Annotated in this window: 17 protein-coding genes and 1 tRNA gene; 13 read left to right on the forward strand and 5 right to left on the reverse strand. The window is 70.3% G+C overall.

Annotation, left to right across the window (positions count from 1 at the left end; genetic code table 11):
- Nucleotides 1-156 precede the first annotated feature (156 nt).
- Nucleotides 157-519, forward strand: coding sequence for a peptidase inhibitor family I36 protein (locus ACSMXX_RS23740; RefSeq protein WP_473180717.1), 363 nt, complete (start codon nt 157-159; stop codon nt 517-519).
- Between the two features lie 83 nt (nt 520-602).
- Here ACSMXX_RS23740 and aceE read toward each other — a convergent pair whose 3' ends face one another.
- The gene (gene aceE, locus ACSMXX_RS23745; RefSeq protein ID WP_473180718.1) at nt 603-3,350 is read right to left on the reverse strand and encodes a pyruvate dehydrogenase (acetyl-transferring), homodimeric type; all 2,748 of its coding nucleotides are present in this window, start codon (nt 3,348-3,350) and stop codon (nt 603-605) included.
- A 408-nt stretch (nt 3,351-3,758) separates the two neighbouring features.
- On the opposite strand from aceE, the gene ACSMXX_RS23750 reads away from it, so the two are divergent.
- The 6 genes from ACSMXX_RS23750 (at nt 3,759) to ACSMXX_RS23775 (ending at nt 8,462) form a co-directional block, all read left to right on the forward strand.
- Nucleotides 3,759-4,199: a DUF3052 domain-containing protein gene (locus tag ACSMXX_RS23750; protein WP_473180719.1), complete on the forward strand. Its 441-nt coding sequence runs from the start codon at nt 3,759-3,761 to the stop codon at nt 4,197-4,199.
- A gap of 319 nt (nt 4,200-4,518) precedes the next feature.
- Nucleotides 4,519-4,977, forward strand: coding sequence for a peroxiredoxin (locus ACSMXX_RS23755; RefSeq protein ID WP_473180720.1), 459 nt, complete (start codon nt 4,519-4,521; stop codon nt 4,975-4,977).
- 121 nt (nt 4,978-5,098) lie between these two features.
- Entirely contained in the window at nt 5,099-5,674 is a 576-nt protein-coding gene (locus tag ACSMXX_RS23760; protein ID WP_473180721.1) for a TerD family protein, read from the forward strand.
- 107 nt (nt 5,675-5,781) lie between these two features.
- Nucleotides 5,782-6,360, forward strand: a complete 579-nt coding sequence (locus tag ACSMXX_RS23765) for a TerD family protein (protein ID WP_473180722.1) — start codon at nt 5,782-5,784, stop codon at nt 6,358-6,360.
- A 38-nt stretch (nt 6,361-6,398) separates the two neighbouring features.
- On the forward strand, nt 6,399-7,559 hold the full coding sequence (locus tag ACSMXX_RS23770) for a DUF475 domain-containing protein (protein ID WP_473180723.1): 1,161 nt from the start codon (nt 6,399-6,401) through the stop codon (nt 7,557-7,559).
- Between the two features lie 144 nt (nt 7,560-7,703).
- A complete protein-coding gene (locus tag ACSMXX_RS23775) occupies nt 7,704-8,462 on the forward strand; it encodes a Tellurium resistance (RefSeq protein WP_473180724.1) in 759 nt (252 codons plus the stop codon).
- An 82-nt stretch (nt 8,463-8,544) separates the two neighbouring features.
- Here the strand turns inward: ACSMXX_RS23775 and ACSMXX_RS23780 are convergent, their stop codons facing one another.
- A complete protein-coding gene (locus ACSMXX_RS23780; protein WP_473180725.1) occupies nt 8,545-9,501 on the reverse strand; it encodes a TerD family protein in 957 nt (318 codons plus the stop codon).
- Between the two features lie 237 nt (nt 9,502-9,738).
- On the opposite strand from ACSMXX_RS23780, the gene ACSMXX_RS23785 reads away from it, so the two are divergent.
- From ACSMXX_RS23785 to ACSMXX_RS23795, 3 genes are read left to right on the forward strand one after another with little or no spacing between them, the layout of a single operon-like run.
- Complete coding sequence (locus tag ACSMXX_RS23785; RefSeq protein ID WP_473180726.1) at nt 9,739-10,977, forward strand: HpcH/HpaI aldolase/citrate lyase family protein; 1,239 nt, start codon at nt 9,739-9,741, stop codon at nt 10,975-10,977.
- Complete coding sequence (locus tag ACSMXX_RS23790; RefSeq protein ID WP_473180727.1) at nt 10,974-13,601, forward strand: phosphoribosyltransferase; 2,628 nt, start codon at nt 10,974-10,976, stop codon at nt 13,599-13,601. The genes ACSMXX_RS23785 and ACSMXX_RS23790 overlap by 4 nt, the downstream gene beginning before the upstream one ends.
- A complete protein-coding gene (locus ACSMXX_RS23795) occupies nt 13,598-14,473 on the forward strand; it encodes an HAD family hydrolase (RefSeq protein ID WP_473180728.1) in 876 nt (291 codons plus the stop codon). Before ACSMXX_RS23790 ends, ACSMXX_RS23795 begins: the two co-directional genes overlap by 4 nt.
- A gap of 1 nt (nt 14,474) precedes the next feature.
- Here ACSMXX_RS23795 and ACSMXX_RS23800 read toward each other — a convergent pair whose 3' ends face one another.
- Nucleotides 14,475-15,053: a rhodanese-like domain-containing protein gene (locus ACSMXX_RS23800; protein WP_473180729.1), complete on the reverse strand. Its 579-nt coding sequence runs from the start codon at nt 15,051-15,053 to the stop codon at nt 14,475-14,477.
- A gap of 282 nt (nt 15,054-15,335) precedes the next feature.
- Here ACSMXX_RS23800 and ACSMXX_RS23805 point away from each other — a divergent pair, with 282 nt between their 5' ends.
- Together ACSMXX_RS23805 and ACSMXX_RS23810 are read left to right on the forward strand one after the other, a co-directional pair.
- Entirely contained in the window at nt 15,336-18,029 is a 2,694-nt protein-coding gene (locus ACSMXX_RS23805; RefSeq protein WP_473180730.1) for an SAM-dependent methyltransferase, read from the forward strand.
- Nucleotides 18,030-18,180: 151 nt separating this feature from the next.
- Nucleotides 18,181-18,993 (forward strand): pentapeptide repeat-containing protein, encoded by an 813-nt coding sequence (locus ACSMXX_RS23810; protein ID WP_473180731.1) that lies wholly within the window; start codon nt 18,181-18,183, stop codon nt 18,991-18,993.
- 226 nt (nt 18,994-19,219) lie between these two features.
- Here ACSMXX_RS23810 and ACSMXX_RS23815 read toward each other — a convergent pair whose 3' ends face one another.
- Nucleotides 19,220-19,456: an FmdB family zinc ribbon protein gene (locus tag ACSMXX_RS23815; RefSeq protein ID WP_473180732.1), complete on the reverse strand. Its 237-nt coding sequence runs from the start codon at nt 19,454-19,456 to the stop codon at nt 19,220-19,222.
- A 59-nt stretch (nt 19,457-19,515) separates the two neighbouring features.
- The gene (locus tag ACSMXX_RS23820) at nt 19,516-20,772 is read right to left on the reverse strand and encodes a hypothetical protein (RefSeq protein WP_473184931.1); all 1,257 of its coding nucleotides are present in this window, start codon (nt 20,770-20,772) and stop codon (nt 19,516-19,518) included.
- 223 nt (nt 20,773-20,995) lie between these two features.
- Between ACSMXX_RS23820 and ACSMXX_RS23825 the strand changes: the two genes are divergently transcribed.
- Nucleotides 20,996-21,070: transfer RNA gene (locus tag ACSMXX_RS23825), tRNA-Val, on the forward strand.
- Nucleotides 21,071-21,317: the final 247 nt, after the last annotated feature.

Consider the following 21,317-nt stretch of genomic DNA (forward strand, 5'->3'; position numbering starts at 1 on the left):
CGTCGCCGCGAGCCCCGTACATGCTGGTCACGACGCCGGGCGGTCGGGCCCGGGCGGGTATCGGGGGAAGTGATCAGCATGCGTGGATGCGGGCGAAGTGTGTCCGGGCGGGGCGCCTGGCCGCTCCGGCGGCGGGGGTTCTCGGCGAGGGGCGTCGTGGCCGCGCTGGCGCTGGGGGCGGTGACCGCGGGGAGCGGCGCCGTGCCGCAGCCGGCGGCGGCCGCCGGGCCCGAGCCGAGGCTCGGTGAGTGCGCGGCGGGAGAGGTCTGCCTGTGGCCGGAGCCCCGCTTCGGGGGCGAGCGGCGTGCGTACGAGCTGAAGCGCGTCGCCATCGGGAGCTGTCTGCGGCTTCCCGGGAGCTCGGGCGTACAGTCCTTCGCCAACCGCACGGGCCGTCCCGTCACCGTCTACGAGAGCGGCGAGTGCGCGGAGACCGCCGGGTTCCACACCCACCCCTCGGGATCGTGGACACCGGAAGGCGCGTACAGGGTGCGGGCGTTCAAGGTCTGGGAGCGCTGATGTCGCGGTCCGGAGGGGCTGAGCCGCTTCCGGGGCCGCCGCGGTGTGCGGGGCCCCGGAAGAGAACAGCCGTTCAGTGGAAGCTACGCGTCGCCGCCGGCCGCGCCCGGGTCCGCGGCCGCCACGTCCAGCAGCTGGTAGCGGTCGAGGGCCTGCTTCAGCGCCGAGCGGTCGATCTTCCCCTCCCGTGCGAGCTCCGTGAGCACGGCGAGCACGATCGACTGCGCGTCGATGTGGAAGAAGCGCCTGGCGGCACCGCGCGTATCGGCAAAGCCGAAGCCGTCGGCTCCGAGGGACTGGTAGGTGCCGGGCACCCAGCGGGCGATCTGGTCCGGCACGGACCGCATCCAGTCGGAGACGGCCACCTTCGGCCCGTCGGCGCTCTGCAGCTTCCGCGTCACGTACGGGACGCGCTGGTCCTCCTCGGGGTGAAGCAGGTTGTGCTCCTCGGCGTCCACCGCTTCGCGGCGCAGCTCGTTCCAGGAGGTCGCCGACCAGACGTCCGCCTTGACGTTCCACTGGTCGGCGAGGATCTCCTGCGCCTCCAGAGCCCACGGCATCGCCACACCCGAGGCGAGGATCTGCGCGGGGATGGTCCCCTTCTCGCCCGTCCGGTAGCGGTAGAGGCCCCGGACGATGCCTTCGGCGTCCACGTTCTCCGGCTCGGCGGGCTGCCGGATCGGCTCGTTGTAGACGGTGAGGTAGTAGAAGACGTCCTCGCCCTGCGGGTGTTCGGGGCTGGAGCCGTACATCCGCTGGAGGCCGTCCTTGACGATGTGCGCGATCTCGAAGCCGAAGGCCGGGTCGTAGGAGACCGCGGCCGGGTTGGTCGACGCCAGCAGCTGGGAGTGTCCGTCCGCGTGCTGCAGCCCTTCACCGGTCAAGGTCGTACGGCCGGCGGTCGCGCCCAGTACGAAACCGCGCGACAGCTGGTCGGCCATCTGCCAGAACTGGTCGCCGGTCCGCTGGAATCCGAACATCGAGTAGAAGACGTAGATCGGGATCAGCGGCTCGCCGTGCGTGGCATAGGCCGAGCCGGCGGCCGTCGCCGCGGCCGTGCAGCCCGCCTCCGTGATGCCGTCGTGCAGCATCTGCCCGGTGGGCGATTCCTTGTAGGCCAGCAGCAGTTCACGGTCCACGGACTCGTAGCTCTGCCCCAGCGGGTTGTAGATCTTGGCCGAGGGAAAGAAGGAGTCCATTCCGAAGGTGCGGTATTCGTCGGGCGCGATCGGCACGAAGCGCTTCCCGATCTCCTTGTCACGCATGAGGTCCTTCAGCAGCCGCACGAAGGCCATGGTGGTGGCGATCTGCTGCTGGCCGGACCCCTTCTTCACCGCCGCGTACGCCTTGTCGCCGGGCAGCTTCAGCGGTTTCGAGCGGTTCACGCGCGTGGGGACGTAGCCGCCGAGCTCCCTGCGCCGGTCGTGCATGTACTGGATCTCTTCGGACTCCCTGCCCGGGTGGTAGTACGGCGGGGCGCCGGACTCCAGCTCCTTGTCCGGGATCGGCAGGCGCAGCCGGTCGCGGAAGCCCTTGAGGTCGTCGATCGTCAGCTTCTTCATCTGGTGCGTGGCGTTGCGGCCTTCGAAGTTCGGCCCCAGCGTCCAGCCCTTGATGGTCTGCGCGAGGATCACGGTGGGCTGGCCCTGGTGCTCCTTGGCCGCCTTGTAGGTCGCGTACACCTTGCGGTGGTCGTGGCCGCCGCGCCCCAGGTGCAGCAGCTGGTCGTCGGTCATGTTCTCCGCCATCGCCCGCAGCCGCTGGTCACCTCCGAAGAAGTGGTCGCGGATGTAGGCACCGCTCTCGGTGGCGTATGTCTGGAACTGGCCGTCGGGCGTGGTGTTGAGCTTGTTGACCAGCACGCCGTCGCGGTCCTGGGCCAGCAGCGGGTCCCAGGAGCGGTCCCAGACCAGCTTGATCACGTTCCAGCCGGCGCCGCGGAAGTACGACTCCAGCTCCTGGATGATCTTCCCGTTGCCGCGCACGGGTCCGTCGAGCCGCTGCAGATTGCAGTTGATGACGAAGGTGAGGTTGTCCAGCCCTTCCCGGGCCGCCAGCGAGAGCTGGCCCAGCGACTCCGGCTCGTCCATCTCGCCGTCGCCGAGGAAGGCCCACACATGCGATTTGGAGGTGTCGGCGATGCCGCGGGCCCCCATATAGCGGTTCATCCTGGCCTGATAGATCGCGCCGACCGGGCCGAGCCCCATCGAGACGGTCGGGAACTCCCAGAAGTCCGGCATGGACCGCGGGTGCGGATAGCTGGAGAGTCCGTTGGGCGCCTTGCTCTTCTCCTGCCGGAAGCCGTCCAGCTGTGCCTCGGAGAGCCGGTCGAGCAGGAAGGCACGCGCATAGATGCCCGGGGAGGCGTGGCCCTGGAAGAAGACCTGGTCGCCGCCGTCCCCCTCGTCCTTGCCGCGGAAGAAGTGGTTGAAGCCGACGTCGTAGAGCGAGGCCGAGGAGGCGAAGGTGGCGATGTGACCGCCCACCCCGATGCCTGGACGCTGTGCACGCGAGACCATCACCGCGGCGTTCCAGCGGGTCGCGTTGAGGACCTTGCGCTCGACGTCCTCGTTACCGGGGAAGAACGGCTCGTCCCGCGTGGCGATGGTGTTGACGTAGTCCGTGCTGCGCATCTCCGGTACGGCGACGCGCTTCTCGCGCGCCCGCTCGATGAGCCTGAGCATGAGATAGCGGGCACGTCCCCGGCCGCGCTCGTCGACGGCAGCGTCGAGCGAGTCGAGCCATTCCTGGGTCTCCTCGGGATCAAAGTCCGGGACCTGGCTGGGAAGGCCGCCAATGATGATCGGGTTGCGATCGGATCCGGAAGCCACGCTGTTCCTTCGCTGTTCGTGATCGGTCTGCATGGTGTCGCGCCGCCTCCATCGTGTACCGCCGCTGCGTCCACGTCACCTCTACTGCGGGGTAACCCGGCTCAGACTCACAACGCCTCGAAAAGAAGGGTCAAATGGGGCGGCCGAATTGCCACCCTACGCCCGTCACGGAGGCACTGTGCAGCGGCGAGTACAGTCGGTACGAAAGGGGTTCAACCACCCCGTATCGACCTGGTCACTGTGGCGTGAATCACTGACCATCGGGCATTGTGGGGCGACACGTCAACGTTTGGGCGGGATGGATGGTGGGGTACTTGCGCGATCCGCCCTGCCCGTGTGGACTACGGCCAATGCCTCGCGTGCGCGCGGGGCACAAGGCAGATTCCAGCAAGAGACAGGAGGCAATCCGTGAGCGCGACCGCGGACCACGCGGAGGAGCGGACCAACCCCGCCGCAAGGCTGGGTTTCCAGCCCGGACAGGTGGTCCAGGAGCTCGGTTACGACGACGACGCCGAGCAGGCACTCCGTGAGGGAATCGAGGCCATCACGGGTACGGAGCTCGTCGACGAGGACCATGACGACGTGGCCGACGCCGTGATGCTGTGGTTCCGCGAGGAGGACGGCGACCTGACGGACGCGCTGGTGGATGCCACCACGATGATCGACGCGGGTTCTCCGGTCTGGCTGCTGACGCCCAAGACGGGCCGCGAGGGCTACGTCGAGCCGAGCGAGATCGGCGAGGCGGCACAGACCGCCGGGCTCGCACAGACCAGCACCGTCAACGCTGGCAAGGACTGGAGCGGCAGCCGTCTCGTCACCCCCAAGGCCGCCCGCACAGGCAAGCGGTAGCTCGGGGCCTCCCTCCCCAAGGCGCAGCCCCCAGGGTTCGACGAGAAGCTCCGGCGAGCAGTGAACAAGACCAGATCCGGGCCCCCGGCAGCCAGCCTGCCGGGGGCCCGGAGTCGCTCCGGGGGCGGGAGTGAAAGACTGCGCCGACGTCCTGTACGACGGTGCCCGCCCCTACCGTCCGGCGCCGGGCGGACACGGGCGGCACATGTCGTGCTCACAGATCGTCTCAACGACAGATCGTCTCCACGACACGACGGATCGTCTCTACGACGGATCGTCTCTACGACGGATCGTCTCTACGGAAAGGGCTCTTCTCCCCATGGCAATCGAGGTCGGCACCAAGGCACCGGACTTCACACTGAAGAGTCAGCACGGCGAAGCGGTCTCACTCTCCGACTTCCGCGGCAAGAAGAACGTCGTTCTGCTCTTCTACCCCTTCGCGTTCACCGGGATCTGCACAGGGGAGCTGTGCGCGCTGCGTGACGAACTCCCCTCGTTCGTCAACGACGACGTGCAGCTGCTCGCCGTGTCCAACGACTCGCCTTTCGCGCTGCGCGTCTTCTCCGACCAGGAGGGCCTGGAGTACCCGCTCCTCTCGGACTTCTGGCCGCACGGTGAGGCCTCCCGCGCCTTCGGGGTCTTCGACGAGGAGAAGGGCTGCGCCGTGCGCGGCACCTTCGTCATCGACACCGAGGGTGTCGTGCGCTGGAGCGTCGTCAACGCGATCCCGGAGGCCCGCGACCTGAACGAGTACGTCAGGGCGCTCGAAACCCTGTGAGCGAAGCTCTGTGAGCGGGGGGAACCGCTCACTAGGATCGATTCGTTGATCCGGCAGCAACCGGAATAGGCAGGCGGGGGCACGGACAGGGTGCTCCTTCGAACAGACACCTGGAGGACTCGTGGGAGTCAGCCTCAACAAGGGCGGCAACGTCTCGCTCACCAAGGAGGCCCCGAACCTGACAGCTGTGATCGTCGGCCTGGGCTGGGATGCCCGTACGACCACAGGTTCGGACTTCGACCTCGACGCCAGCGCACTTCTTGCGAACGCCGAGGGCAAGGTCGGCAAGGACCAGAATTTCGTATTCTTCAACAACCTCAAGAGCCCCGACGGCTCCGTCGAGCACACCGGCGACAACCTCACCGGTGAGGGCGAGGGCGACGACGAGGTCATCAAGGTCAATCTGGCGGGTGTCCCTGCCGATGTGCAGAAGATCGTCTTCCCCGTCTCCATCTACGAGGCGGAGAGCCGCCAGCAGAGCTTCGGCCAGGTCCGCAACGCGTTCATCCGCGTCGTCAACCAGGCCGACAACAACGAACTGGCGCGCTACGACCTCTCCGAGGACGCCTCCACGGAGACGGCCATGGTCTTCGGTGAGCTCTACAGGCACGGCGCGGAGTGGAAGTTCCGTGCCATCGGCCAGGGTTACGCGTCGGGACTGCGCGGCATCGCGCAGGACTTCGGGGTCAACGTCTGACCGATCCCGGCAACCGCCGGCGCCGCAGACTTCCGTGATCTGGAGGTGTGCGGCGCCTGGTGATGTCGGGAGACTGGGTGCATCAACACCGGGGAGAGGATCGGAACATGAGCGTGACGCTCGCCAAGGGGGGAAATGTCTCCCTCTCTAAGGCCGCACCGAATCTGACCCAAGTCCGGATCGGACTGGGCTGGCAGGCCCGGTCGACCACCGGAGCCGCCTTCGACCTGGACGCCAGCGCGCTGCTGTGTGCGAACGGCAGGGTCCTCGGCGACGACTACTTCGTCTTCTACAACAACCTCAAGAGCCCCGACGGTTCGGTCGAGCACACCGGTGACGAACTGGTCGGCGGCACCGGAGGAGAGGACGACGAGACGGTTCTGGTGGACCTGCCCCTCGTCCCCGCCCACGTCGACAAGATCGTCTTCCCGGTCTCCATCTACGACGCCGAGCCCCGCCGGCAGACCTTCGGCCAGGTCACCGACGCCTACATCCGAGTCCTGAACCAGGAGGACGGGCAGGAGCTGGCGCGCTACGACCTCTCCGAAGACGCCTCCTCGGAGACCGCGATGATCTTCGGCGAGCTGTACCGGCGCGACGGCGAATGGAAGTTCAGGGCCGTTGGGCAGGGGTACGCCTCAGGCCTGCGAGGCATCGCTCTAGACTTCGGGGTCAACGTTTCGTAAGCCAAGGTCAATAGCCCGTAAAGCGATTGGGAAGCCCAGTGGTTCTGAAAACTTTCGGCTGGTCTTTCGGCGTCACTGCCGTGGGACTTGCCCTCGCCGCGTTCCTCTGGGGGTGGAAGGGCTTCGCCGTCGTGGCGATCCTGTCCGTCCTGGAGATCTCGCTGTCCTTCGATAACGCGGTCGTCAACGCCGGTGTGCTGAAGAAGCTCAACCAGTTCTGGCAGAAGATCTTCCTGACCATCGGCATCCTCATCGCGGTGTTCGGGATGAGGCTGGTCTTCCCGGTCGTCATCGTGGCCATCAGCGCCAAGATCGGCCCCATCGAGGCCGTTCAGCTCGCGCTGGACAGTCCGACCAGGTACGAGGAGCTGGTCACCGACGCCCACCCGGCCATCGCGGCCTTCGGCGGCATGTTCCTGCTGATGATCTTCCTCGACTTCATCTTCGAGGAGCGGGAGTACAAGTGGCTGGCCTGGCTCGAGCGGCCCCTGGCCAAGCTCGGCAAGGTGGACATGCTCTCGGTCTGCATCGCGCTGATCGTGCTGATGGTCTCCGCGATGACCTTCGCCGTCGAGGCGCACCAGCACGGAGGCGCTCACGCCGACAAGTCGTCGACGGTGCTGCTGTCGGGCGTCGCCGGCCTCATCACGTACCTCCTCGTCGGCGGTCTCTCGGGCCACTTCGAGAACAAACTTGAAGAGGAGGAGGAACGGGAGCACGAGGCCGAGGAGGAAGCCAAGAAGGAGGGCAAGGACCCGACGCTTGTCGGGATGGCCGGCAAGGCCGCGTTCTTCATGTTCCTCTACCTCGAAGTCCTCGACGCCTCCTTCTCGTTCGACGGCGTCATCGGCGCCTTCGCCATCACCAACCACATCTTCTGGATGGCGCTCGGCCTGGGCATCGGCGCGATGTACGTCCGTTCCCTCACGGTCTATCTCGTCCGGCAGGGCACGCTCGACGACTACGTCTACCTGGAGCACGGCGCGCACTACGCGATCGGTGCGCTGGCGGCCATCCTGCTCATCACCATCAAGTACGAGATCAACGAGGTCATCACCGGCCTGATCGGTGTCGCACTGATCGCCGCGTCCTTCTGGTCCTCGCTACGGCGCAACAAGCGCATCGCGGAGTCCGGAGGCAGCGGGGGCGGCGGCGAGGAGGACGAGTCCGCCGGCAAGGAGGTCGGAACCAAAGCGTGAGACCCGTGTGATCCCGGAAGATGTGGGCGGGCTCGCGTCTCCGGGTGTCACGGCGGCCTGTTTGCGGAACGCTCTTGACGGGGCGGCTCCGAGTCCCGACTCGGAGCCGCCCCGCAGCAGTTGGAGTTCGAGTGGGGGTGCGGAATGGTCTCCCTTTGGGAGAACTGGCGCAGCAGCGCCGGGATGCGGCGGCGCGGTCCGAAGTTCGACACGGTAGGGGGCCCGTCGACCTACGCGGTCGAGCTGACCAAGCGCCACTCGTCGGTGTCGCTCACCGAACAGGGGGCGGACAACGGCAGTTTGCGGGTCAACCTCTCCTGGCGCATGCGCTCTTCGGACTTCGACGGCAGAACGGGCCGCCGCGGCTCGCTCAGGCATCCGCTCCAGGCGTTGAAGCCGCAGGTCGTACAGGCGCACACGCAAGGCGTCGTCAACGTCGACCTCGACCTTGCCTGCATGTACGAACTGGCCGACGGAAGCAAGGGAGTCGTGCAGCCGCTGGGCAACTTCCTCGGCGACTGGAACTCCCCGCCGTTCGTGAAGCTCACTGGTGACGACCGTTTCGGCTCACCGTCCGGCGAGACGATCTACGTGAATCTCGACCACAAGGACGACATCAAGCGGCTGCTCTTCTTCGTCTACATCTACGACGGGACCCCGGCCTTCGACCGTACGCACGCGATCCTCTCGCTCTTCCCGAGCAACGGGCCGCGCGTCGAAGTCGCCCTCGATCAGCGGGCTCCGCAGGCGCGTTCGTGCGCGGTGCTCCTCATTCAGCACGAGAAGGACCAGTTGATGGTCCGCCGCCAGGTGCGTTACGTCTACGGCTTCCAGTCCGAGCTGGACCGGCTCTACGGCTGGGGGCTGCAGTGGGGCCGGGGCTACAAGGCCGGCAAGGCCTGACCGGAAGCGGAACCGAGGCCGGGGCCGTGACGGGGGCCGGGTTCGTGACTGGGCCCGGGACCGTGGCCCGGCCCCGGGCCCGTCAGCGGTTCTGGAACTGCGGGCCCTGGGGCGGCAGCGCGAAGTCCGGGTCCGGCTGCGGGTAGCCGTAGGCGGGCTGCGGATATCCGTACGCGGGCCGGGTGGCTGGCGGTTGCTGCGGCGGCTGCGGATAGGCGTAGCCGGGCTGTGCCGGTGCCGCCGGGCCAGGACCGGTCGCCGCAATGGGCGACGGCGCGGCCGCAGCGGGCCGGGCCGCGGGCCCGGGGGCGGGAGCCGCGAGGGGGAAGTCCTCCGGCTCGGGCGCATGCTGCGGGTTGTTGAGGGCCGGCACGGTCACGGCGTCGTGTGTGGAAGCCGGCGGTTGAGCCGGAACGGTAGGGGCGGGCTGTTCCGGTGCGGTGGACCCCGGACCGGCTCCGGCTCCGGCTCCGGCTCCGGCTGCGGACACCGGGCCCGGTTCCTCCACGGTGATTCCGTACTGGGTGGCCAGACCCACCAGCCCCGTGTCGTAACCCTGGCCGAGCGCGCGGAACTTCCAGCCGGTGCCGCGCCTGTACAGCTCTCCGCAGATCATCGCCGTCTCGGCGCCCGTCTCCGGCGCGATGTCGAACTGCAGCAGTGGCTCTCCGGCGGCCTCGCCGCCCGAGTACAGCAGGAGCCGCAGCCGCTGTACGTCGGCGAAGGTGCCGCCGTCCGTGGAAGCGGCCAGCAGCACCCGGTCCACATGACCGGCGACGGCTCCCAGATCGGCCTCGACCGATTCGCGCATTCCGTCCTGGTCCTGTGTCTCTGCCAGGTGGCGCACCGCGCCGGACGGATGCAGCGGCTGGTTGTAGAAGACGAAGTCCTCGTCGGAACCGACCCGTCCGCTCTTGCCGAGCAGCAGCGCCGAAGCGTCGACGTCGGGGACGCCTGAACCGGGGACCCAGCACAGGACGGCGCGCACCGCCACAGTCTCCAGCTGAACGTTCGAGCCCTTCACCATGGCGTGCGTCATGGGCTCATCCTGCCTTCCGCCCATGCGTCGCGACAACGCCGGGAGGCGGTAGCGGGTGGGGTGTGTACGGGTCGGTAATACATTTTTCATCCCCGATTGGAACCAATGGACCCCTCCCGTACGTACGATGAGCGGCCGCTTCTCGCCGCCGGACGGTACGGCGGGGAGGGCGGCTCACGACTGACAGCGGCCGCGTCGGACACGCCGGATGCCGCGGGAAGGGAAACGGGGACACGCATGCGGCATTTCGGTCAGCTACCGCCCGGGGTGCGGCGCGGGCTCTTCCAGCACGAGCCCGCAGAGTTCACCGCGGAGTCGGCGGGACGCACGCTCTCCACCGCGCTGGGTGCCACCCTCTACTGCCCCGCCACGCGCACGTCGCTCGCCTCCGACGTGGTCAAACAGACCCGGCGGGGCGTGGTGTCCATGGTGCTGTGCCTGGAGGACTCGATCGGCGACGCCGACGTCTCGGCGGCCGAGACCAATCTCGTGGGGCAGCTCGAACAGCTCAGGCAGCTCGTATCCGGAGGGGCGGGAGGCGCCGGAGACGCGGGCTGGCGGGAGCAGGACGTCCCGCTGCTGTTCATACGGGTACGCGAGCCGGAGCAGATCGTGGATCTGGTGGCGCGGCTGGGACCCGCCGCCGGGCTGCTGTCGGGGTTCGTACTGCCCAAGTTCACCGAGGAGCGCGGTATTCCGTTCCTGGAGGCGCTGGCGGAGGCCGAAGCCGCCACGGGACGGCGGCTGTTCGCGATGCCCGTACTGGAGTCGCCGGAGCTGCTGCACCTGGAGACCCGCGCCGGGACGCTGGCCGGCATCGCGCGTGCCGTCGACAAGTACCGCGAGCGGGTCCTTGCGCTGCGGCTGGGCGTGACGGACTTCTGCTCCGCCTACGGGCTCCGCCGTACGCCCGAGATGACCGCCTACGACGTCCAGCTCGTCGCCTCCGTCATCGGTGACGTGGTGAACGTGCTGGGCCGGGTGGACGGGACCGGCTACACGGTCACGGGACCGGTGTGGGAGTACTTCCGGCTCCAGGAGAGGATGTTCAAGCCCCAGCTGCGGCAGAGCATCTTCACCGGACGCGCCGAGGAGCTGCGTACGGCGCTCATCGACGACGACATGGACGGACTGCTGCGCGAGATCGAACTGGACCGGGCCAACGGCCTGCAGGGCAAGACCTGCATCCACCCCTCGCACGTGCTGCCGGTGCACGCGCTGTCCGTGGTGAGCCTGGAGGAGTACAGCGACGCCACGGACATCCTGCGGCCCGAGCGCAGCGGAGGCGGTGTTGTGCGGTCCGCGTACACGAACAAGATGAACGAGGTGAAGCCGCACCGCGCGTGGGCCGAGCGGACGCTGCTGCGCGCGGAGCTGTTCGGCGTGGCGCGCGAGGGCGTCGGCTTCGTCGACTTGCTGGTGGCGGGGGCGCGGGCGGACGGCAAGCCGACGGGAGAGGGACGGGCGACGGGATGAGCGACGCGGCGAGGGAACCGGCGAGCGGCGCGCGGCGGGACACGGCGGGGGAGCCGAGCCGCGCGACGGTTCACGCTCACGTGGCCGGGGAACCGGCGAGCGGTGCCGACGGCGACGCGGTGTGGTCCGGCGAGTGGGTCGCCGAGCGGCTGGACGTCGGGCTCAGCGGCGACGGCCTCCGGGAGCTGATGGGCCTCGCCCTGCGCCGCAATCCCAAGCGTGCGCATCTCCTCGTATCGCGGGTGCTGGGCAAGCACGTCCCGGAGCGGCCCGGCACCGTCTACGGCGTCGGCGTCCGGCTGGGCCGGCGGGTCCGTGCGCTGCTGGGCGACGCGCTCGCGGAGCGCGCGGTGGTGCTGGGCTACGCGGAGACGGCCACAGGGCTGGGGCACAGCGTCGCCGACGGCGTCGGCGACGTCACATGTCTGCACTCGACTCGGCGCGAGGTGCCGGGGGTGGCCACCGCCGGCGGGTTCGAGGAGGAACACAGCCACGCCACGTCCCATCTGCTGCTTCCCGAGGAGCCCGGTCTGCTGACCGGGGACGGGCCGCTGGTGCTCGTCGACGACGAATTCTCCACCGGCCGCACCGTGCGCAACACCATCGCCGCCCTGCACCGGCGGCATCCGCGTCAGCGGTACGTCGTGGTGGCGCTCACCGACATGCGCTCGGCCGACGACGCGGCGGCCCTGGAGAAGTTCGCGGCCGAACTCGGCGCGCGCGTGGACGTGGTGGCGCTCGCACGCGGCCGCGTCTCGCTCCCGCACGACGTGCTGGAGCGCGGGCAGCGGCTCGTGGCTGAAGCGACGGCCGAAGCGACGGCGGAGGCAGACGCCGCCGCGGACCGGGGCTCTCCGCTTCCGGCACCGCCGGGCCGCGCCCACCCGGCGGCGACGGTGGACCTCGGCTGGCCGCTGCGGCTGCCGGACGGCGGACGGCACGGCTTCACCGCCGCGCACCGTGCGCGTCTGGACGCGGCACTGCCCGGCATGGCCGGGCGGCTGGCAGCCGCGCTGGCCGAGTCCGGCACACTCCCCGCCGGAACGGAGGCGCCCGACGGCGGCCGCCGTACCCCGCGCGTACTGCTGCTGGGCTGCGAGGAGTTGATGTACGCGCCGCTGCGCCTCGCCGTCACCCTGGAGGAGCGGCTCGGCAAGGCGGCGGAGGTGCGTTTCTCCACCACGACGCGCTCACCGGTGCTCGCGCTCGACGACCCTGCCTACGCGGTCCGTACGTGCATCTCCTTCCCCGCGCACGAAGGCACCGGCCAGGACTTGGCGGAGGAGGCGGCGGGCGAGACGCGCTACGCCTACAACGTCGCGCCAGGCAACGACCCCCGGCGCCGCTTCGACGCCGTCGTCGTCGTCACCGACTCGGCCGCCGACACCCCGGCGCTGCGCGCACCCGGCGGTCTCCTGGACGGGCTGCGCTCCCACACGGACAGCGTGCTGCTCGCGGTGGTCCCGTCCTACCGTCCGCTGCGGGCGCCGCTGCGTGGCCCGGACTTCTCCTCGTACGCACCCGACGAGGTCGGCTGGCTGCTGCAGGACCTGTCCGAAACGCGGCTGGAGGCACCGACTGAGGAGCGCGAGGAGGCGATCCAGAGCGGCGGGGCGCACTACGCGGAGTCGCTGCCCGTCGAATACCAGCCGAGTGCGGAGTACGAGCGGCTCTTCCACGGCGCACTCGAGGCCTCATCCGGACGCGTCGCACGAGCGGTCGGCACCGTCACGGAGACGGTGCTCGCGGAACGTGCCGGGCGCGGGACGGGACGCCCCGTGCTGGTCTCACTCGCGCGCGCAGGCACACCCGTCGGCGTGCTGATGCGGCGCTGGGCGCAGCAGACCCACGGGCTCGCTCTGCCGCACTACGCGGTGTCCATCGTGCGCGGACGCGGCATCGACGCCAACGCCCTGCGCTGGATCGCCTCCCACCACGACCCCGCCGACGTCGTCTTCGTCGACGGCTGGACGGGCAAGGGCGCCATCACCCGCGAACTCGCCGAAGCACTCGCTCCGTTCGGGGAGTTCGACCCGGAGATCGCCGTGCTCGCCGATCCGGGCGGCTGCGTGCGTACGTACGGCACGCGCGAGGACTTCCTCATACCCTCCGCGTGCCTCAACTCCACCGTCTCCGGGCTGATATCGCGCACGGTGCTCCGTGCGGACCTCGTCGGTCCGCACGACTACCACGGTGCCAAGCACTACCGCGGACTCGCCGGCGCGGACGTCTCCGGCCACTTCCTCGACACGGTCACGGCCCGCTTCGACGAGGTCCGCGCGGGCGCCGCCGACGACGCGTCCGAGCTCCTCGCCGCCGACCGCGCTCCGACGTGGGCCGGCTGGCGGGCGGTGGAGTGGATCAGCGAGGAATACGGCATCGGCGACGTCAATCTCGTCAAACCCGGGGTCGGTGAGACGACGCGTGTGCTGCTGCGCCGCGTGCCGTGGCGGGTGCTGACACGGCGCGGCACCGGGCGCGACCTGGATCATGTGCGGCTGCTGGCGGAGCAGCGGGGCGTTCCCGTCGAGGAGACGGACGGACTTCCGTACAGCTGTGTGGGTCTGATCCACCCGCGGTTCACGCGAGGGGCCACGGGCGCGGACGGCAGGGCCGCCGGATGACCCGTCCGTCCGGGCGGCCGGTTCCGCCCCCGATGCTCGTCGCGAGCGACCTCGACCGCACGCTGATCTACTCGGCTGCGGCCCTCGGGCTGAGCGTGCCGGACAGCGAGGCGCCGCGGCTGCTGTGCGTGGAGGTGTACGAGGGCAGGCCGCTGTCGTACATGACGGAGACGGCCGCGGGGATGCTGGCGGAGCTGACGGACCGGTGCGTCTTCGTGCCCACCACCACCAGGACTCGCGAACAGTACCGGCGTGTGCGGCTGCCCGGCGGTCCCGCGCGCTACGCGGTCTGCGCCAACGGCGGGCATCTGCTGGTCGACGGCGAGCCCGACGCGGAGTGGAACGCACAGGTGCGGCGTGGGCTCGCCGGCTGCGCGCCGCTGGAGGAGGTCTGCGCACATCTGCGTGGAGCGTCCTCGGAGGGCGACTGGGTGCTCAAACAGCGCGTCGCGGACGAGCTGTTCGCATACCTCGTCGTCGACCGCGGCCGGCTGCCGCAGACGTGGGTGAAGGAGCTGACCGCCTGGGCCGGACCGCGCGGCTGGACGGTGTCGCTGCAGGGCCGCAAGATCTACGCCGTACCGGGTCCGCTGACGAAGAGCGCTGCCGTCGCCGAGGTCGCCCGGCGCACCGGCGCGACGTACACGTGTGCGGCCGGTGACTCGCTGCTCGACGCGGACATGCTGCTCGCCGCCGACGAGGGCTGGTTTCCGGGCCACGGCGAACTCGCCGGCAGCGGATGGAGCGCCGGGCACATCACCGCGCTGAGCGAGCGCGGTGTCGCCGCCGGCGAGCGGATCGTACGGGAGATGTGCGAGAGGACCGGGACGGCGCCCGGGCGGACCGGACGCGGACGCGGACCTGCGGGCTGAATCAGGCCTGCGTCAGCCTGCTGAGCGTGGCGTCCAGGCCCGCGTCGCCGGGCCGGCGGCGGTTGTACGGGAGCTTCGAGAGCACCGCGGCCATGCCGCACGTGTTGCTCAGCGCGGAGAAGACCAGTCCGCCGCCGATCAGGAACGAAAGGATGCGCGCACCCGGAATCGCAAGGTCGAGCAGGATGCCCAGCACGACCAGCGACCCGGCCACGAGCCTGACCTGGCGCTCCATCGGCCATACCGCGCGTGCGCCCTCTGGACGGTCGAGTGTGTGACCGCCCCGGGACCAGGCTTCCGTCCCGCCTTCGAGCGACGCCGCCGTGATCCCCCGGCCCGCGAGCCGGCCGCACGCCGTACCGGAACGGGCTCCGGACGCACAGACGACGACCAGTTCGCCCTTCCCGGTGGCGGTGCCCAGTGCGGGCAGCGCGTCGTCGAGACGGTCGAGCGGAATGTTGTGCGCGCCGGGGATGTGCCCTGAGGCGTACTCGCCCGGGGTGCGGACGTCGATGACGGTGGCGCTGTTCAGCCGTGGTGCGAGTTCGTCGACCGTGAGAGTCGCAGACGGGTCGGTCACAGCGGAGCCTTCCGGTTCGGTTCTGATCATCCTGCTTCAGATCTGACCGACTCAGCAGTGCCCTGGAGCGAGGTATTCCGGATGTCCGCACCGAATCCCGTCGGCCTTGCTGAAAAATTCACCCATTTGTGACATACGCCCGTACTGCGGTGCTGGGACCGGCGGAGACCGGCCGGTTCAGGCACCGACGACCGCGCCACGAGACCGCTGGCCCCGCCGCGCATGTCCCCGCGGACGTCACCCCGAGGTGCGCCGCGCGATGCCCGGGATGACGCTGGAGGCATGTTGACGCTGGGCCATCTGACCGCGGGTTCTCCGCCGCTGCTGCGGTGGGCCAGCACGGGGGACGCGCCGGACGACCCCGGCAGGATGGTGGAGAGGATCACGCGTTGCGGCCCCGACGGCCCGCCGATCGGTGAACGTACGGAGCGTGTGCTGCTCGTGACGTCCGCCGACAGCGACCTCGAATGGGTGCGGCTCCGCGCCGAGGACGCGGCGGGCGTGGTGCTCTGCGGCGAGACCGGCGACGCCGACGAGGTGCCCGACTGCGGCCTCGTCCCCGTACTGACGCCCCTGATTCCCGGCGGACCGGTGCGGGTCGCGGAGGCGCTCATGGGCGCGCAGGTCGCGGCGCTGCAGGCGGAGGTCCGGCAGGTGGAGACCTACTCGAACGTGGCCGCGCACGCCATGGCCGAGGGCGGCGGCCCCGAAGGCGTACTGGAGTGGGTCTCCCGTGAGTCCCACGCGGAGGTGCGAGTGGTCGACGGCTACCGGGAGCAGGACTGGCCCCCGGAGGTCGCCCGGCAGACCGGCCTGCTGCGGGAACTGGTACGGGGCCGTGAGGTCGGGCCCGTGAGGGGCGCCGCGAACGGACGCTACGTGGAGGTGTGGCCGGTGGGTGTCGGGCCGCCCCACCGGCTGCTGGTCGCCTCCCGCGACAGGCCCTGGGGAGGACGCGGCCGGCTCGGCCTCGAACAGGTGGCTGTGATGGTGGCCGGACTGCTGCGCGAGGAGGACGTGACGGAACGCGAGCGCCGTCTCCACTCCGCCGTGCAGGCGGCACGTACCTCGGCGTTCCAGTACCTGATGGTGGGCGACGTGACCTCCGCCGGCCGGGCCGTGGAACCCCTGGCGCCCGGCTTGATGGCCGCGGGCGTGGTGCAGGTCGCGGTCCTGGAGAAGGCCATGGAGGAGGACCGCGAGGAGGTCGCGGCGGAGGTCGAGGAGGCGCTGCAGTGGGGACGGGCGCTGACCGTGCTCTGCCCGGTCGACGACGCCCAGCTCATCATCATCTGGGACGGTGCGCAGGCCCCCGTCCAGACCGTGCTGGAGCCGGTCGCGGAAGCGGACCCCGACCGTGCCGTGGGGGTCAGCGGGCGCGGGCCCCTGGAGCACGCCGCGCGCCTCTACGGTGCGGCGGCGGTGAGCGTGGAAGCGGCCCTGCGCACCCCGGGCGGCGTGGCCGTGCACGACGGACGCCCTCCCCTCGCGGAACTGCTCGACACCTCGGCCCGCGCATGGGCCAGGGAGCTGCTGGCGCCGCTGGAGCAGTACCTCGCCGACGCGGAACGGCAGCGGCTGCTGGAGGTGTGCACCGCGGCGATCCAGATGGGATCGCAGGGTGCGGGACGGCTCCTCGGGATGCACCGCGACACCGTCCTCTCACGGCTGGACGAGCTGACCGGACGGGTGGGCCTGGACCGGGCGCTGCTCGGGGACCGGGCCAAGCTGGATCTGGCGATGCGCCTGGCCGACCTGCCGCCGCCCGTACCCGGGGTGGCGCCGGCGGGCGGCGTGCGCCAGGTCCTCGACAACGAAGGCGCCGTCATGTGGGGCAACGGCGTGCTGGCACAGCTCCCTCCACGTCTGCTTTCGGCCCTGTCCGTGTGGGTCGAGCTGGAACTCGACCCGGAGGCGACGGCCCGCGAGCTGGGCATCTCCAGCGGCACGCTCGCGAGCTGGCTGCGGGAGGCCGGCACCCTCACACATCTGCCGCTGCGCAAGGACAGGCCGGCAGCCATCCACGAACTGCTCTGGGCGCTGTACACCTCCGGGCACGTCCGGCCTTCCACCGTCACGGGCAGCGAACGGGAAGCGCAGCGGGCCGGCACGGGCGCGACCGTGGAGAAGCCCCCGGACGGGACCGTTGAGTCCGCGGAGAAGGCCAGGAGCGCCGCCGGGCAGCCGCCCACCGACAGACCGCATCCCGCGCGTGCGTACGACTATTTCCTGGGCGGCCGGACGAACTACGCGGCCGACAGGATCGCCGCCCAGCAGTCCGTCGAAGCCGCCCCGGCCGTGGCGGTCATGGCCCGCGAGAACCGTGCCTTCATGCTCCGCGCTGTACGCCAGCTCGCCGGGCGCGCCGGCATCCGGCAGTTCCTCGACCTGGGCGCCGGAATCCCGACCGAGCCCAGCCTCCACCAGGTCGCACAGTCCGAGGCCCCCAGCGCACGCGTCGTCTACGTGGACGAGGACCCCGTCGTACACGCACACGCCGAGGCCCTGCTCAGCGGCAGCCCGCTCGGCCGCACCGCGTTCCTGCGGGCCGACGCCACGGATCCCGCCAGCGTCCTCGACTCTCCCGAGGTCCGCGAATCCCTCGACCTGGACCAGCCGGTGTCTCTCTCCCTGGTCGCGCTGCTGCCCTTCGTCACCGACGACCAGGTCGCGTACGAGATGATCCGCGGCTTCACGGGTGCCCTGGCCCCCGGGAGCTATCTGACGCTCTCGCACCTCACCGGCGACATCGATCCCGGGGAGGTGGAGACGGTCTGCGAGCAGCACCAGAAGCTGACGGGCACCCCGGTGAAACCTCGTACGTACGACGAAGTGGCGGCGCTGCTCGAAGGGTTGGAGCTCGTCGATCCCGGGATCGTGCTGGTGCACCGCTGGCGCTCGGAACGCTCCGAGGAGGATCTTGCGGAGGACGACTCACGGGTCGGCTCATACGGGGCCGTTGCCCGCGTCCCCTAGGAGCGGGGGCGGTCCGGCGGCGGCTCCGGGCGCCTCCGGACGCGGTGGCCCGGAGCGGCTCCGGGCGGGCGGAAAACCGGTGTCGCGCGTACGGGGGCGGGTGGAAGGATCGAAGACCCACCGGCTCCCAGGACCGCAGGAGACCCTCGCCTTGACACCGGCCCGGCCGCAGAGCCTGCAGGCCGACTGCGCGAACTGCTTCGGCCTGTGCTGCGTCGCGCTGCCCTTCCTCGCATCCTCGGAATTCGCTGTCGACAAGGACGCAGGCGAGCCCTGCCCGAACCTCCGGCCGGATTTCCGCTGCGGCATCCACGCCGGGCTCCGCGAACGGGGCTTCTCCGGCTGCACCGTGTACGACTGCTTCGGAGCGGGCCAGAAGGTCTCCCAGGACACCTTCGGGGGCCGCGACTGGCGGGGCGAACCCGGCACGGCGGAGCGGATGTTCGAGGTCTTCCCGGTGATGAGGCAGCTGCATGAGCTGCTGCTGTTCCTGACCGAAGCGGTGGCGCTCCCGGACGCCGGACCGCTGCGCGGTGAACTGCGCCGCGCCCTGGAGGACGTCACGCGCCTCACACACGGCAGCCCGGACGAACTCGCCGCCGTGGACATGTGGGCGCTCCGCGACCGGATCAACGGCCTGCTGCTGCGTACCAGCGAACTCGTACGGTCGCGGCTGCCCGGCCCGAGGAAGGACCACAGAGGCGCCGACCTCACCGGAGCGCGGCTGGCAGGAGCGGACCTGCGGGGGGCGTCGCTGCGCGGGGCCTGCCTGATCGCCACCGACCTCGGCGGTGCGGACCTGCGGAGCGCGGACCTGACGGGAGCGGACCTGCGGGACGCCGACCTGAGCGGAGCGGACCTCACCGGAAGTCTCTTCCTCACGCGGTCGCAGCTCGACGCGGCGAAGGGCAGCCCGGCGACCCGAGTCCCGGACGGGCTCGGCCGCCCGCTGCACTGGCGGTAGGCCGGGCCGGCGGGCGAGGGCGAAAGGCCGGGCTGAGGTCGGGCTCCGGGGTCTGGTGGGACGTCGAGGGGATGGTTGCCGTTTCGGCTATCAGCTGACAGATGACGTCATCTGTCAGCTGATAGCCGACATCTGAAATCTGACGACCGTGAGCTGTGAATCGTCAGCCGTCAGCCGTCAGCCGTCAGCCGTCAGCCGTCAGCCGTCACCGATCAACGCACAGGGTTCAGCCGCAGCAGCCCCCGCCGCAGCAGCCGCCCCCGCCGCCTCCCGCCGGCGCGGCATTCGCGGCGGGCGCGGACGCGGACGCGGCGGAGGCACCGCCCACAGCGACGGTCGACAGCAGCTTCACCGTGTCCCCGTGCCCGTTGGGGCAGTCGGCCGGCGCACCGGACTCGGCCATGGGACGGGCCAGTTCGAACTGCGTGTCGCACTCACGGCAGCGGTACTCGTATCGCGGCATGCAGGAATGCTACCGGCGCACGGCAGCGCCGCCGACCGGCAGCCTGGCCGGGCCGCACATCACTGGCCGGCCGCCCGCTGCTCCCGGATCCGTTCGACCACTCGCTGGACCGACTCCTTCACCGCGTCCAGCTCGGTCAGCAGATGCCAGTAGTCGGGATGGCGGCCCGTCAGCTCGGCCACCGCCCGGTCCACGCGCGCGACGGCATCGTCCAGCGGCCCCGCGTGAGACGGATCGGGCGTACTGCGACCCGCCATCGCCAGGCGCTGCGCGTCACGGATCGCGAAACGCGTCCGCTCGACCTCCTTCGTCTGGTCGAAGGAGACCTCATTGAGCCGCTGCAGACGGTCGCCGGCGGCCTTGATCGCCTCGTCCGCGGAGTTCAGCAGCGCCCGCACCGTCGACAGTTGCGCCGTCGCGTCGGCCCAGCGCTGCTCGTCGCGCGCCTTGCGGCCCTCTGCCAGCTTCTCTTCCGCCTGCCGTACGGACTTGGCCGTCTGCGCCGGCACCTGCTGCAGATCCTGCCAGCACTCGGCGCTGAAGCGCCGCCGCAGCTCACTCAGCACCGGCTCGACCTGGCCCGCCCGGGTGTGCAGCGCCTGTGCGCGCGTACGAAGCGAAGCGAGCCGCTTGTCGGTCTCCGCGGCCCGCTCGGGCAGCCGCTCCGCCTCGCCGCGGATCGCCTCGGCCTCGCGCACGACGCGGTCGGCGCGGCGCAGCGTCTCCTGCACGCCGTGCTGGCCCGCGCCCTCGTTGAGCTTGGTCAGGTCGGGGGAGAGCGCCGCGAGCCGGCCGGCGAGATCGTCGGCCTTGAGCCCGGAGTCCCGTGCGGCGTCCAGGGCGTTCGACGCCGCCAGCAGGCCCTGCTTGGCCCGCTCCACGGCGGGGGTGAGCCGCGCGAGCTGCGTCTCGGCCTGCGACAGCAGCGGACCCAGGCTTTCGCCGAACCGCTGCAGCTCGCCCCTGACCCGCTCCAGCTCCTGGCGCGCCTTGGCCAGCTCGGCGCGTGCGCGTGCTGCGGCGCCCGCATCGAGGTCGTCACGGTCCAGGTCGTGGGCGTCCACGGCGGAGATGTACACGTGGCTGACCTGGTCGATGCGGGAGCCGAAATCAGCGAAGTCCGCGACCGCCTTGCGCGCGGCGGGAGAGTCGTCGACTGCGTTCAGGGTCTCGATGGAGATCCGCAGGTCCCGCTGGGCGCTGTCCAGCTCGTAGAACGCGGCCGCGGCGTCGTCCTTGGCTGTCTGCGCGTCGGCGCGCTGGTGCTCCGCACGAGCGTTGCCCCAGCCCCAGCGGCGCGTACCGCCGCCGTTCATAGCCGCCACCGAACCTCTCCCCGCGTCCCCACGTCCCGCATCAGCGATCGCTGGTCATTCTCCCACCCTGGGCCAACGAACACACGAGCCAGTTCGTTCAACGGTACGTGGAAAGACCACCGAACGGCTGCCCCGAGCGCCTGCGGCCCCGGGTCCCCGGTCGCCGGCCGCAAGGGTTTGCGCCGTCGGAGGCGGGACAAGGTAGTCTGTGGCCTCGTTCGACGGGCGCATAGCTCAGCGGTAGAGCGCTTGCCTTACAAGCAAGATGTCACTGGTTCGATCCCAGTTGTGCCCACCACGAAGTCCCACGTCAAAGGCCCGTCACGTGATCGTGACGGGCCTTCGTTGTGCGCGGAGTGTCTGACTGAGTGAGTACCGTTCCTCGTGGCCTGGATCGCGCTGGCTCAGCCGCTGGCCGCCCGGAACAGCACTATGACCACGATCAGTCCGGCGAACCACAGAGGGACTCCGTAGTGGTGAAGCGAGGATGGGGAAGTCAGGACTCTTTCTGGGGCTACCCAAGAAGGCTGGGAACTGCCGAACGA

The sequence above is a fragment of the Streptomyces sp. DSM 116795 genome (assembly GCF_055792905.1).

Bases quoted from the DNA above. Each gene is read 5' to 3' on its own strand.
- ACSMXX_RS23805 (WP_473180730.1), top strand. From the start codon at position 15,336: ATGTTGACGCTGGGCCATCTGACCGCGGGTTCTCCGCCGCTGCTGCGG.
- ACSMXX_RS23780 (WP_473180725.1), bottom strand. From the start codon at position 9,501: ATGACGCACGCCATGGTGAAGGGCTCGAACGTTCAGCTGGAGACTGTG.
- ACSMXX_RS23755 (WP_473180720.1), top strand. From the start codon at position 4,519: ATGGCAATCGAGGTCGGCACCAAGGCACCGGACTTCACACTGAAGAGT.
- ACSMXX_RS23795 (WP_473180728.1), top strand. From the start codon at position 13,598: ATGACCCGTCCGTCCGGGCGGCCGGTTCCGCCCCCGATGCTCGTCGCG.
- ACSMXX_RS23815 (WP_473180732.1), bottom strand. From the start codon at position 19,456: ATGCCGCGATACGAGTACCGCTGCCGTGAGTGCGACACGCAGTTCGAA.
- ACSMXX_RS23765 (WP_473180722.1), top strand. From the start codon at position 5,782: ATGAGCGTGACGCTCGCCAAGGGGGGAAATGTCTCCCTCTCTAAGGCC.
- ACSMXX_RS23790 (WP_473180727.1), top strand. From the start codon at position 10,974: ATGAGCGACGCGGCGAGGGAACCGGCGAGCGGCGCGCGGCGGGACACG.
- ACSMXX_RS23820 (WP_473184931.1), bottom strand. From the start codon at position 20,772: ATGAACGGCGGCGGTACGCGCCGCTGGGGCTGGGGCAACGCTCGTGCG.
- ACSMXX_RS23775 (WP_473180724.1), top strand. From the start codon at position 7,704: ATGGTCTCCCTTTGGGAGAACTGGCGCAGCAGCGCCGGGATGCGGCGG.
- ACSMXX_RS23785 (WP_473180726.1), top strand. From the start codon at position 9,739: ATGCGGCATTTCGGTCAGCTACCGCCCGGGGTGCGGCGCGGGCTCTTC.